Origin of the sequence: Pseudomonas sp. 22490, assembly GCF_052044465.1 — a bacterium.
GTDB lineage: Bacteria > Pseudomonadota > Gammaproteobacteria > Pseudomonadales > Pseudomonadaceae > Pseudomonas > Pseudomonas aeruginosa.
On sequence record NZ_JBQENS010000005.1, the window covers coordinates 219087 to 232574 of the forward strand.

The following is a 13488-nucleotide window of genomic DNA, read 5'->3' on the forward strand; positions in this document are numbered from 1 at the left end:
GACGATCGCGCCTCCGGTCCATCGTACGAGGCTATCGTGTCCCCCACTCCACCAAGCGTTACGCGCAATCGCATCGACTGGGCCGGCCTGGGCTGGCTGTTCCTGTTCTTCTGGTTCTTCTCCGGCATCACCCAACTGCTCCTGCTGACCTCCGGCAACAGCGGTTTCTCCGGTTTCCGCAACGCCATGGTGCTGAGCACCATCTGGCTTGCGCCGGTGTTGCTGTTCCCGCGCTGGACCAAGCCGCTGGCCGCCGTCATCGGGCTGGTGCTGTGGGCCGCCTCGCTGGTCGGCCTGAGCTATTTCGGCATCTATCACCAGGAATTCTCGCAAAGCGTGATCTTCGTGATGTTCGAGTCGAACACCGCCGAGGCCAGCGAATATTTCAGCCAGTACTTCAACCCCTGGATGACCCTCGGCCTGGTGCTCTACAGCCTGGTCGCCATCCTCCTCTGGCGCCGCCTGCGCCCGGTCTACCTGCCGCGCTTCAGCGCCCTGCCGGTGGCGGTGCTGCTGATCGTCGCGACCATCGGTTATCCGTTCTACAAGCAACTGGTCAGCCAGGGCCGGCCCTTCGACGAAGCCCTGGACAAGGTCCAGGCGCGCATGGAACCGGCGGTGCCCTGGCAATTGCTGATCGGCTACCAGCAATACCGCCAGCAACTGGGCAGCATGCAGGCGCTGTTGCAAAAGAACGCGGCCCTACCGCCGCTGAAGAACCTCGTCGATGCCAATGGCGATACGCCGCGCACGCTGGTCCTGGTGATCGGCGAATCCACGTCGCGCAAGCACATGAGCCTCTACGGCTATCCACGCGAAACGACCCCGCAGTTGGACGCACTGAAGGCCGCGAACCGGAACCTCACGGTATTCAACAACGTGGTGGCGTCGCGGCCATACACCATCGAGGTGCTGCAGCAGGTGCTGACGTTCGCTGACCAGGAGCATCCCGACCGCTTCCTCACCGATCCGTCGCTGATGAACCTGATGAAGCAGGCCGGCTACAAGACCTTCTGGATCACCAACCAGCAGACCATGACCAAGCGCAACACCATGCTGACGACCTTCGCCCAGCAGACCGATGCGCAGTTCTACCTGAACAACCAGCGCAGCCAGAACGCCAGCCAGCTGGACGGCGCGGTGCTGGCGCCCTTCGCCAAGGTGCTGGACGACCCGGCGCCGAAGAAATTCATCGTGGTCCATCTGCTCGGCACCCACATGAACTACAAGTACCGCTATCCCGCCGATTACGCTCGCTTCGTCGACCGCCAGGGCGCCCCGGCGGCCCTCAGCGACGACCAGGTGGAGGTCTACAACAGCTACGACAACGCCGTGCTGTACAACGACTACGTGGTCTCCAGCCTGATCAAGGGCTTCGCCAACAGCGATCCGAACGGCTTCCTGGTCTACCTCTCGGACCATGGCGAGGAAGTCTTCGACGAAGCCCCGCACGACCGTCTCGGCCGCAACGAAGGCGACCCGACCCGCGGCATGTACACCGTGCCCTTCCTGGTCTGGACTTCGCCCAGCTGGCAGCAGACCCATCCGCGCGACCTGCAGGCCCTGGTCGACCGACGCTACAGCAGCGAAGACCTGATCCATACCTGGTCCGACCTCGCCGGCCTCAACTATGACCTCTTCGATCCGACCAAGAGCCTGGTGAGCAACGACTTCCAGCATGAAGTCCGCTGGATCGGCAACCCCTATGCCCACAATGGCTTGCGCGACTTCGACAAGCTGCCGCTGGACAAGGCCGACGCCGGGCAGCAGGTAGCCCAGGCCGGACGACCCGCGCCAACGACGCCGCGCGCACCGTCCCGCCAGCCGAACGAAGGCTGACCGCCGCCAAGGAATGCGCCCCGCCGAGCGGGGCGTTTTTCCATCCGTAGCGCCCTCAGGGCAAGACCAGGTTGCCCTGCTCGTCGAACGGCCAGAACGGGTTGTAGGCAATTTCCCAAAGGTGTCCATCCGGGTCGGCGACATATCCGGAGTAGCCACCCCAGAACACTTCCTGCGGCATCTTGGTCGCCTGCCCGCCGGCCGCCGTAGCTGCGGAGAACAGACGGTCCACCTCGTCCCGCGAGGCGCAGTTGCAGGCCAGGGTGATAGCCGCGAAGCCGGTCGGGCGATCTTCCACCTGCGCATCCTCGGCGAGGGCGCTGCGTCCGTAGAGGCCGAGGACCAGGTTGCGGCCCTTGAGAAATACCACCTGCTCGTTGCCGTCCGAAGAGGGCTGCCAGCCCAGCGCCTGGTAGTAGAGAGAGGAGCGGGCCAGATCGGCGACCCCGAGGGTCACCAGGGAAACACCATTGCCTGTCATGTCGGCGTCCTTGTCATGGGTTGTCGAACAAGGCTGACACGAGCGCCGCGAGGCTTCCAGAGCGACATGAAAAAGCCCCGCCGAGGCGGGGCTCTTCGTAGCAGAGGCGACTGCGCTAGAGGTAGAACGCCTTCAGCGGCGGGAAGCCGTTGAACTCCACCGCACTGTAGCTGGTGGTGTAGGCGCCGGTAGACAGCCAGTAAAGGCGGTCGCCGCTCGCCAGGTTCAGCGGCAGGCCATACTTGTAGTGCTCGTACATGATGTCGGCGCTGTCGCAGGTCGGGCCGGCGATCACCACCTCTTCCATCTCGCCCTGCTTCTCGGTCCAGATCGGGAACTTGATCGACTCGTCCATGGTTTCGATCAGTCCGGAGAACTTGCCGACGTCGGCATAGACCCAGCGCTCCACGGCGGTCCGCGACTTGCGGGCGACCAGCACCACTTCGCTGACCAGGATGCCGGCATTGGCGATCAGCGAACGGCCCGGCTCGAGGATGATTTCCGGCAGGTCGTCGCCGAAGTCCTCCTTGAGGAAGCGGATGATCTCCTCCGCATAGGTTTCCAGGTCGTTGGTCTTGGTGATGTAGTTGGCCGGGAAGCCGCCGCCCATGTTGATCATCTTCAGGACGATGCCGTCTTCTTCCTTCAGGCGCTCGAAGATCACCTTGACCTTGGCGATCGCCGCGTCCCACACCGAGATGTCGCGCTGCTGCGAACCGACGTGGAAGGAAATGCCGTAGGGCTCCAGGCCCAGCTGGCGGGCCAGGATCAGCAGGTCCATGGCCATGTCGGTCTGGCAGCCGAACTTGCGCGACAACGGCCAGTCTGCGGTAGTCGAGCCCTCGGTGAGGATACGCACGTAGACCTTGGCGCCGGGAGCGGCCTTGGCGATGTTGCGCAGGTCGGCTTCGGAGTCGGTGGCGAACAGGCGCACGCCCTTCTCGTAGAAGTAGCGGATGTCCTTGGATTTCTTGATGGTGTTGCCGTAGCTGATGCGCTCCGGACCGACGCCGGTCTTCATCACCTTGTCCAGTTCGTAGATCGAGGCGATATCGAAGTTCGAACCCTTGTCGCGCAGCAGCTCGGTGATTTCGGTAGCGGGATTGGCCTTCACCGCGTAGTAGATCCTGGCGAAGGGGAAGCAGTCGGTCAGTTGGTCGTAGGCATCGGCGATGGTCTGCTTGTCGATGACTACAAAGGGGGTTTCCTGCTTGTCGGCGAAGGCCTTCATGCGCTGGAAGGTTTCAGGGGCGAAATAATCCTCGACCTTGATGGACATGGTTGGGACTCCCAATGGCAAAACACATGGATTCGTAGGGGTGAAGCTGAACGTCTAATCCGTTTCCCCACTTTGGTTCGCCTACTTCCCAAGGCATGTCGCCGAGTATCACCTGCCTGCCGGCAGCCACCGCCTGTTCATCCTGGTAGGTCGCGCGCGTGTCCCGCGCGACGACCTGGCCGCTTGAGCAGCGGACGTCGCCTTGCCACAAGGCGATCTCTCGTCGTCAGTACTTGAGCCGGATGGATCGTTTCCAGCATGGACGTTCGGGCGCGAACTTTAGGACCAAGGGGACGCGAGATCAATAAAAAAATGCCGCGATTTCGCCTCCGCCTGTCGCACCGCCGGATTGACCTGCTCAGCCTTTACCCCATGTGCATGACAGTGGAATGTCCCCGTCCGCCCGGCGTTCAATCGGATGGACGAAAAACGTCCCGCGCAGGCCTTGCGCCTACACCCGGAACGCGCCGATCAGGCGTTTCAGCTGGGTCACCTGGGCGCCCAGTTCGCGGCTGGCCCGTTCGGTCTGGCTGGCGCCTTCCGCGGTGCGCTCGCCGGCCTGGTTGATCTCGACGATGTTCTGGTCGATATCGTGGGCCACGGCGGTCTGTTGCTCGGCGGCGGCGGCGATCTGCTGGTTCTGGTCGACGATCATGCCCACCGCGCCGAGGATATTCTCCAGTGCCTGCTGCACCTGCGCCGACTCGTTGACCGTGCCATCGGCGGTATGGTGGCTGCTGCCCATCGCCTTCACCGCCGCATCGACGCCGCCCTGCAGGCGCAGGATCATCTGTTCGATCTCGGCGGTGGACTGCTGGGTGCGCTTGGCCAGCGTGCGCACCTCGTCGGCCACCACCGCGAAACCGCGCCCCTGCTCCCCGGCACGAGCGGCCTCGATCGCCGCATTGAGCGCCAGCAGGTTGGTCTGTTCGGCGATGCCCTTGATCACATCCAGCACCTGGCTGATCGAGGCGCTGTCACTGGCCAGGCGATTGATCGCCGCCACCGACTGGTCGATCTCGCCGGCCAGGCGCTGGATGCTACCCACCTGCGACTCGACCAGGCTGCGCCCGCTGAGGGTTTCCTGGTTCACGCTGTTCGCGCTGCTCACCGCCATCGCCGCGCTGCGCGCCACTTCCTGGGCGGTAGCGGCCATCTGGTTCATCGCCGTGGCCACCTGCTCGATCTGGCTGCGTTGCCCGGCTACCGCCTGGTTGCTTTCGGCCGACACCGACTCGACGCGCAGGGTCTGCCGCTCGACCTCGCCGACGGTCTGGCTGACCCGCTCGATCAGGTCGTGGATCTTCGCCACCGATTCGTTGAACGATTGTCCCAGCTCGCCCAGCTCGTCACGGCTGCGGGCCTGGAAGCTGACCGTCATGTCGCCGCCGGCGACGCGCTCCATCATTCGCCCGAGATCCTTCAGGGTGGCGCGGGTGGAAACGTAGAAACCGCCGTAGAGGTATAGGATCGCGGCGAAAACCACGGCCAGCGCGGCGACTAGCAACAGCATCTGCGTGCGCACCTGTTGCAGGCGCTTTTGCAACTGGGTATCGAGATAGCCGAGAACGGCGTCGTCGAGCTGGTAGGTCTTGTCCATCGCCGCGCTGACCTGATCGTAGAACTGCGTCCACGGGGTATCCAGCGTCTCGGCCACGATCACCCGGTCCTCGAACAACTGCCCCAGGCTCTTCAGGGTCTCGCGACTGGCCTGGGCGGCCTCCTCGAGCAGCTGTGGGCTGCCGGCCAGGGACTCCTGCAGCTTCAGGCCATACTCGCCATGCAGTTTCTCGAACTCCAGCAGCAGTTCGTCGAGCCGCGCGCTGGAGGACGAATTGAGGAAACCCTGGCCCAGGGAGTAGGCGCCGATGGCGCGCCCCTTGCTGATGGCCGCCGTCACCTCCGGCGTTATCGAACCGACCAGCTCGCTGAGCTGGCGCACCTGGCGCTGGCTGTCCTGGCTGAGCCCGGCCTGGGCGATGAGCAACTTGATGAATACCTGTGCGCTACCGAGCAGCTTCTCCGCCCGTGCGCCCTTGCCCTGCAGGGACCCTTCGGCCTCCACGGCCTGCAAGCCGTTGAGCAACCGGTCGCGCTGGGCCTCGAATTCGGCTACCGCCGCACCATCCTCGCTGAGCGGCGCCAGCGCCTCGAGCCGCCCGCGCAGCCCCTTCTGGACGTCCGCGATGCGCGCTTCCAGATCGCCGGCCTTGCCGGACTGGCCGATGACCGCATTGATCTGCAACAGATCGTTGAGGGACTCCAGGCCACGCCGGATCTGAAGTCCGCTACCCAGCAGCGTCAAGCTCTGCAGTTCGATCCGGGTGTCGCTGAACTGGCGATAGGCATCGCGCACCAGATAGAAGCTGGTGATCAGCAGCGGCAGGAAGAACAGCACGCTGATCAGGCCGAACTTCATGCCGAAGCTGAGCCGGTTCATCAGCGCGATGGCGGGATAGAGTACGGTCTTCACCCAGACGTCTCCTGATTGTTCTTATCGTTCTGAGAGATGCCGCCGCGTGGCGACATTGACGCACGGAGTCCGCTCGGTAATGGCCTTTCGAAATCATGCGGACACGTTCACCTGTGTACCCGATATCGGCCTGGTGTTCTGTAACTTAAGGTTAACGGGGAATCGCAGGCGGATTCCCCGTCGCTGCGCTCAGAGGAACAGCGCGCAGAAGGCGAACACGGCGTACCAGAGCACGGCCGCGCGCACCAGCAATTGCCAGAGCGCATCCAGGCTGGCGACGCCGGCGGCACCCAGTTCGACCGCTTCGACATCGCTGGCGACCCGTCCGGCCTTGCCCAGCAGCGCGGCCGCCGAGATGTCCCAGGCCAGCAGCCAGTGCAGCAGCACGCGGATAACCGCGAGGAAGTTGCCGACCAGGGCGAAGCTCAGCACCAGCGCACGCACCGGCAACCAGTCGAGGATATGCCGGACGCGCGCCGCCTGTTCGCGCAACGCCGGCTGGCGGGCGTGCTCCAGCGCCAGTGCCAGCAGGCGATAGGCCAGGGCCGCCACCGGGCCGAGCAAGGCATACCAGAAGATCACCGCGAAGAAGCTCTGGTAGCCCTGCCAGAGCAGATGGCCGTGCACCCGGCCGATCAGTTCGCTCTCGCTGCCGCCCAGGATCCCCAGATCGCGTTCGGCGACATGGAAGGCAGCCTGGGCCTCCTCGCGCCGCCAGGCGTCGCGGAACGGCCCGAGGTCGGCCATGACGTCGCCGCGGCCGAGACTGTAGACCACCACCAGAAGATGCAGCGGGAGGCTCAGCCAGCCATAGGCCAGCGGCTGCAGCAATGTCAGCAGCAGGGCCAGCGGCAGCAACGGCAGGACCACCGCGAGCAGCAGCCCCAGCCAGGAGCGGCGGGACACCGAGGGCAGGTCCTCGACCAGGCCCAGCCAGGCGAGCCAGGCGCCATCGCGCTGGATACGCCGGCGCCAGCCGGAGAACTTCTCCAGCGCAAGGGCCAGCAGCAACACCAGGAACGTCATGTTTCCTCCTTGGAATAGGTCAATCCGGCGCGGTAGCGCGACCAGTCGAAAGCCTCGCCGGGATCGGTCTTGCGCTCCGGGGCGATATCGCAGTGGCCCTGGATGCGTTCCGGGGTGATCGCCGGGAAGGCCGCGCGCAACAGCCGCGTCAGCCCGGCCAGGGCAGTGTACTGCGCGTCCGTGTACGGTTCCGTGTCGGTCCCCTCCAGTTCGATGCCAAGGGAGAAGTCGTTGCACGCCTCGCGACCGTCGAAGCAGGAAACCCCGGCATGCCAGGCGCGGTCGTGACAGGAGACGAACTGGGTGATGGCGCCGTCGCGTTCGATGAGGAAATGCGCGGAAACCGTCAGGTGGCGGATCTCCTCGAAATAGGGATGTTCGTTCGGGTCCAGGCGATTCTGGAAGAACGCCTGGACCTTGCCGGTGCCGAAGTGTCCCGGCGGCAGGCTGATATTGTGGATGACCAGCAGCGACACCGCGTCCCCTTGCGGACGCAGGTTGAAATTCGGTGAAGGGCAGTGGCGGACGCCACGGACCCAGCCGGTAACGGAATCGAAATGCATACGGGCTCCTGAACGAGCCCCCACTCTAATCCAGCGGCGCCGGAATGACGATCAGGCGGGCTCTGGATCGGCCGCTTCGACATGCGTCGAGGAAAGGTATTACCCGCAAGAACGAAAAGACCCGGCATCCGCCGGGTCCTCGAGAAGCGGCTAGGCGCCCTTGAGGCGCCGCAGGTTGCCGATCACCGACTCCAGGGCCCGGTCGAACAGCAAGGCATCGTCCAGCAGGCGTACCGCCTGCCGGCGAAACTCCACCGCCAGGCCCATGCGGGTCTTTTCCAGAACCTTCATCCCGGTGCGATTGACGAAGATGTAGCGACCGGTGGGCCGGATCACTGCCGCCAGCTTGCAGCGCAGCTTGTGCTCGGCGTCCTCCTGGATCTCCACCCAACTGCCGACACGCAGCGCATCGACCCGCAGCAGTGCCTCGTCGTTGTCCGGCAGGCGCACTTCGCTCTCGACAGGCGCCGGGGCGGCGTCCGGCGAGGTCAGGACGATTTCCTCGACCACCCGCAGCATGACCGGCGCCCGGGGCTTTTCCGCGGCCGTGCCCGGGCTCGCTTCGTCGAGCAGGGGGCTGTCCGCGACAGCCGCCTCGCCGCGCTTGTCGCGCTGCAGACCCTGGACATGCAGGGTTTCCAGCTGGCTGAAGAATTCTCCGGTGGAAAACGGATCGAAGGCTGCGCTGGCCAATCCCTCGCGCAGCGCCTTGAGCAGGCCAGGCACACGCTCCAGCAACTGTTGGCGGGACAGCGGATCGTCATGCGGGCCGACGCTCCAGATCAACTCGTCCATGGTATCCAGGGCCTCCCGCCACTCGGCCGAAGCCTTGCCATGCTTGAGGCAGATCAGCAGCATCACCTTGCTCCAGGCATCCCGCAGCAGGCGCACCACCACCTCCGGCAGGACCTTGCCGAGCAGTCGCTGGTTCAGCACCTGCTCCACGTCCTGCCGGGCCAGTTCGGCCTTGGCGCGGCCTTCCTCGGCGTCGCGGGTGCGCTGCTCGAGGAGCTCGCTGCGGCGGCGCTCGTCGCCGGTGAAGGCAATGAAGTCCTCCAGCAACTCGGCGAAGATCGCCGGGTCGTCGACGAAGTCGTTCAACAGCCGCATCACGACCTGTTCGATCTTCTGGTACAGGCTGTCGCGCCGGGCATCATTGTGTTCGGCCCAGCCCAGCGACGCGGATGCGATCTCGTTGAGCAGGCGACGTGCCGGATGGCTACCGCGGCTGAAGAAGGTCTTGTCGAGCAGGGCCACCTTGAGCATCGGGATCTGCATCCGACCGATCAGGGCCTTCAGCGAATCAGGCAGGGTGCGGTCATCGAGAATGAATTCGAACAGCATCGACACCAGGTTGATGACGTCATCGTCCACCTGGCCGACCACCCGAGAACGGCCGCTCTTGTGGCTGACCCGCTGGAGCAGTTGGTCGACCCCGTCGCGGACGTCGAACTCCGCGGCGCCAGGGCCCGGCAAGTGCTGTTGCAGGTGGGAAAGCAGGCGCATCAGGTCGTTGCTGGAAATCGGCGCGGCATTCTCAGGCGTTTCGCGACGGTAGAAGGAAGGATTGTCGCGGACCTGCGCCAGCAGTTCCTGCAGCGCGCCGAAGACTTCCTGCTGGCCGCCGTCGAGTAGCGCAGCCTGTGCCTGCAGGGTCCCGGCATCGCGTACCGCTTCGGGACGGACAGCGGGCTGACGCCGCGGCAGTGCGGATTTGAGTTCCGGCAGCACGCCCGCAGCGACCAGGATCTGGTTGGCCTCGGCGTACAACTGGTCGCAATGGGCCAGGACGTACTTCTCGAACAGCTTGAGAATGATCAGCTTGACCTTGATCTCGACGCCGAGCCCCTGGCAGGCATCGAGGAAAGCCGCGGTCAGCGGACGCGGAGCGAGGGGATTGCTCTTCTCGTCGACCTTCCGCCCGACCAGGGTGTTCAGGCGGGTGCTCAGGTGGGCCAGCGCGGTGGCATCGCGGCTCATCACCCGCGCCACCATCGCGTCCACCGCGACGGACTCCTCCAGTTCCTCGTTCTGTACCAGGCTGAGGCTATCGAAGGACACGGTATCCAGGGTCGGCACGGATTTGCCGGACTGTACCTGGTTGAGCGCCGAGAACTCCTCGAAGACCTTCTGCAGGTAGACCCGCTCGATACTCTTGCGCTTGAGGCGCAGGTCGCGCATGGCTTCGAAGAAAGCGTTCTGTTCGAGGTTGCTGGTGGCTCGGTCGGCCATTTCGAAGAGGGTGTCGTCGGCGTTGTCGAACAACGCCTGCAACGCCTGTTTCAGCTGCAACGCCGCCTTGTCGCGCACCTGCACGAGGATGACCGGCAGGCGCCCCGCTCCGGCGTTCGGCGACGGCTCGGAAGCGACCCTGGTCAGGTGCACCACATTGGCATCGTTCTGCATCGGGACTCTCCTGCCACCCTCGCGGCCGCGCATGGAATGGCAAAAATCGGGCACAGAGGATCGATTGGCGTCGTCCGTAACGTCAATTTCCAGGCGTCAAAAACAAGTATCTACATTCATTATAGAGATACTTTCAAATCTAGATAGAGGGTTTTCCTATAGACATGACTCTCTTCACACAAGCGAAGGCCGATGAATGGCGGCCGTCCCGACCGGCGCCCAGGCAGGCACAGACGCCGTCCGCTGCGCTCCGTATAATCGCCCGATCTCGTACAGGAGCCCGCCATGCCTAACCTCACCCTTGCCGACCTCCAAGGCGAAATCCAGGCCAACGTCCGCACCGCCCTGGCGGAAGACGTCGGCGGCGGCGACCTTACCGCTCATTTGATCGATCCACAGCGCGAGGCCGAGGCCCGGGTGATTACCCGCGAGCACGCGACGATCGCGGGCCGCGCCTGGGTCGACGAGGTCTTCCGCCAGGTCGATCCCCGAGTGCTGGTGACCTGGCAGGTGGAGGACGGCCAGCGAGTCGAGCCGAACCAGATGCTGTTCCAGCTAAAAGGTCCGGCCCGCGCCCTGCTCACCGGCGAGCGCAGCGCGCTGAACTTCCTCCAGCTGCTTTCCGGTACCGCCACCCGCAGCCAGCACTACGCCGACCTGGTCGCCGGCACCGCGGTGAAGCTCCTCGACACGCGCAAGACCCTGCCCGGCCTGCGCCTGGCGCAGAAGTACGCGGTCACCTGCGGCGGTTGCCACAACCATCGCATCGGCCTCTACGATGCCTTCCTGATCAAGGAAAACCACATCGCCGCCTGCGGCGGTATCGATCGGGCAATCGCCGAAGCCCGGCGCATAGCACCCGGCAAGCCGGTGGAAGTGGAAGTGGAGAACCTCGATGAACTGCGCCAGGCGCTGGAGGCCGGCGCCGATATCGTCATGCTCGACGAACTCAGCCTGGACGACATGCGCACCGCCGTCGCCCTCACCGCCGGCCGTGCCAAGCTGGAAGCTTCCGGCGGAATCAACGAGGGCACCCTGCGCAACATCGCCGAGACCGGCGTCGACTACATCTCCATCGGCACCCTGACCAAGGATGTCAGGGCCGTCGACCTGTCCATGCGCCTCACCCTCTGAACGAATCGCAGGTAATAAAAAGCCCCGCCGAAGCGGGGCTTTTTATTGCGACTGGTGCCGGATAGAGGAATCGAACCCCCGACCTTCTCATTACGAATGAGCTGCTCTACCGACTGAGCTAATCCGGCGGCGCGGGGAAGGTATCACTCGGCACAGCCGGATTTCAACCGATATTCCCCCTCACATGGGAATCCAACCCTGAATCCAGAAACGTGGCGCCTCACCGCCGCCGTGGATTTCCAGGTAGCGCTCCTCGGCCGCGGTCAGCCCCGGCACCTCGAGCAGCAGCACGCGCCCCAGCACGACAATGACAACGACAGCCAGGCCCCGACAGAGCCAGCGCTGTGCGGGGGACGGCGCGACCGGCTTCGACCAGCGTGCCATGGCGATGCCTACCAGCAAGGCCAATACGGTCTGGGTGAAGGGCATGACGAACACGCCGTCCACCTGGGCCAGGACCAGGACCGAAACGAGGGCCAGCCACAGTCCGGCATCCATCGGATCGCCCTGTTCACGCAGGTAACGCGCGCCGCGAAGCAGACCAAGGGTCATCAGTCCAACCACCAGAAGGCCAGCGACCCCGCCCCATTCAGCGAACCACTGCAGCAGCATCTGGTGCGGGTGGGCACCGACGCTGTTCGGCACCGCCGAGAAATGCATGGGCCCGACCCCAAGCAAAGGATGGGCTACGAACATGCCCCAGGCATCTCGCCACAACACGTCGCGCAGAGACAGACCACTGCGCATACCGGACATGAGGGTCATGTCGATACCTAGCCAGGTCGGCAAGGCAACCATTAACAGGAAATAGAGCGCCAACCCGACGAATGCCGCGGACAACTGGACGATCAAAAAGCGGCGCCCCACGGGGCCGATCCAGCAAAGCGCGAGATGCGCGACGGCGAAACCCAACCAGAGCCCGCGTCCAGCCAAGGCGAAGGAGATGCACCATTGGATGGCCAGCAGCAGCATGACAAGCCAGGACAATCTGAACCGCCCGGTCTCTCGCAGGTACAACCCCAGCGCAGCCATCAGCGGCAGCAGCATGGCCTGGAACTGCCCCATGGTCCGGACGTTGGAAAAGCCGCTGAGCAGAACCCTGGGATTCAACTCACGGAGCCCGCTGACGAAGGCCGCGAGATAGGAAAGCAGGAACTGGTAGCAGAAGAACCCTCCCAACACGACCACCCCCCAGAGGGCGATACGGCGAACCCACTCTGGGCTGGCGGATATATTGAAGGAAAACAGCATCAGGCCGGCGAATACCGACCATTCCTTGAATGCCCAGGAAGGATTGGCGGAGAGAAATGCGGAAACGCTGCCTAGACCCAAGATAACCAACAGTGTTACCTGAACCATCCTTCTGGCAAATGACAGACGAGAAGAAAAGAGCAGCAGGAGTGACGATCCACTCAACACCACCAATTGGAGTATTCGCTGCTGATCATGCCAGTTCTTGGAAACCCCGCAGTAAACAACGGGAGAAAGCAGAAGAATACTTATCAGCAATAATAGAATAGTACGCGACGCCTTACCCATCCTTTCCCAGGCTAGCCAAATTCGCATCACATGGGCTCCAGAATGAAAACGCCCCGCAATGCGGGGCGCTTCCTTCACACTCAAAACAACTCAAAAAACCGATTAGGATTTCGGGCAATTAGCCGGAGCGTAGTTGGGCTTCCAAGCTGTAGGAGTTTTGGTGATTTTGCAGTTCCAGACTCCGTCATTTTTACGCGAAACAGTGATTACAGCCCCTTTGATGGCGGAACCAGAAGATTTACCCAAGGTAGCGACCAACTCAACGGTGCCATCTTTATTGTCCGTTACCTGGATCTGACTCTTACCAGAACCATCTAGCAAAGTAGACTCGGTGAAGCCAATGTCATACTGGGTATCTTTAGGAGTCGCGCTGGAAACAATCTCCTTCCCTTCCAGAATCGCCGACTCCGCAGCGGTCTTCAGCGCGCTGACTTCACTCACGGCACGGGTCACCTGGGTACGGGCGGTGTAGTCCTGGTATTGCGGGATGGCAATGGCGGCCAGGATGCCGATGATCGCAACCACGATCATCAGTTCGATCAGAGTAAAACCCTTCTGAGCTTTCATGAATATCTCCATGTGGTATGTATAGGCCAAACGCCTTCCCCCTTCAAAGCAGGTTGCATGCCAACCTTTCAAACGCCCTCCTTTCGCAACTCTTGCGGGGACTTCGAAAGTGTTCCGCTCTCCCCTGCCGGCAATATGTGACACTTTTTGGCATCTCGGAATCGTCGGTTTGGCAGCCCCA

10 protein-coding genes and 1 tRNA gene are annotated in these 13488 nt (G+C 63.4%); 2 read left to right on the top strand and 9 right to left on the bottom strand.

Annotated features, from left to right (window positions below; all coding sequences use genetic code 11):
• Positions 1–36 precede the first annotated feature (36 nt).
• A complete protein-coding gene (locus tag ACTJJX_RS07895) occupies positions 37–1839 on the top strand; it encodes a phosphoethanolamine transferase CptA (protein ID WP_003104902.1) in 1803 nt (600 codons plus the stop codon).
• Between the two features lie 55 nt (positions 1840–1894).
• Here ACTJJX_RS07895 and ACTJJX_RS07900 read toward each other — a convergent pair whose 3' ends face one another.
• The 6 genes from ACTJJX_RS07900 to ACTJJX_RS07925 form a co-directional block, all read right to left on the bottom strand.
• Entirely contained in the window at positions 1895–2320 is a 426-nt protein-coding gene (locus tag ACTJJX_RS07900; RefSeq protein ID WP_003094613.1) for a VOC family protein, read from the bottom strand.
• A 115-nt stretch (positions 2321–2435) separates the two neighbouring features.
• Complete coding sequence (locus tag ACTJJX_RS07905) at positions 2436–3599, bottom strand: type III PLP-dependent enzyme (protein WP_003094617.1); 1164 nt, start codon at positions 3597–3599, stop codon at positions 2436–2438.
• Positions 3600–4050: 451 nt separating this feature from the next.
• Positions 4051–6072: a methyl-accepting chemotaxis protein gene (locus tag ACTJJX_RS07910; RefSeq protein WP_004352859.1), complete on the bottom strand. Its 2022-nt coding sequence runs from the start codon at positions 6070–6072 to the stop codon at positions 4051–4053.
• Positions 6073–6261: 189 nt separating this feature from the next.
• The gene (gene ampE / locus ACTJJX_RS07915) at positions 6262–7098 is read right to left on the bottom strand and encodes a regulatory signaling modulator protein AmpE (protein WP_003104909.1); all 837 of its coding nucleotides are present in this window, start codon (positions 7096–7098) and stop codon (positions 6262–6264) included.
• On the bottom strand, positions 7095–7661 hold the full coding sequence (gene ampD, locus ACTJJX_RS07920) for a 1,6-anhydro-N-acetylmuramyl-L-alanine amidase AmpD (RefSeq protein ID WP_016562336.1): 567 nt from the start codon (positions 7659–7661) through the stop codon (positions 7095–7097). Before ampD ends, ampE begins: the two co-directional genes overlap by 4 nt.
• Before the next feature lie 150 nt (positions 7662–7811).
• A complete protein-coding gene (locus ACTJJX_RS07925; RefSeq protein WP_003104913.1) occupies positions 7812–10067 on the bottom strand; it encodes a DUF1631 domain-containing protein in 2256 nt (751 codons plus the stop codon).
• A 285-nt stretch (positions 10068–10352) separates the two neighbouring features.
• Between ACTJJX_RS07925 and nadC the strand changes: the two genes are divergently transcribed.
• Positions 10353–11201 carry a carboxylating nicotinate-nucleotide diphosphorylase gene (gene nadC / locus ACTJJX_RS07930; protein ID WP_003122081.1) on the top strand — a complete coding sequence of 283 codons (849 nt, stop codon included), beginning with the start codon at positions 10353–10355 and terminating at the stop codon, positions 11199–11201.
• Between the two features lie 52 nt (positions 11202–11253).
• On the opposite strand, the gene ACTJJX_RS07935 is transcribed toward nadC, so the two are convergent.
• From ACTJJX_RS07935 to ACTJJX_RS07945, 3 genes are all read right to left on the bottom strand, one after another.
• Positions 11254–11329, bottom strand: a tRNA-Thr gene (locus tag ACTJJX_RS07935).
• Between the two features lie 52 nt (positions 11330–11381).
• Complete coding sequence (locus ACTJJX_RS07940) at positions 11382–12767, bottom strand: O-antigen ligase family protein (protein ID WP_003122080.1); 1386 nt, start codon at positions 12765–12767, stop codon at positions 11382–11384.
• Positions 12768–12842: 75 nt separating this feature from the next.
• A complete protein-coding gene (locus tag ACTJJX_RS07945) occupies positions 12843–13307 on the bottom strand; it encodes a pilin (protein WP_003122079.1) in 465 nt (154 codons plus the stop codon).
• Positions 13308–13488 lie beyond the last annotated feature (181 nt).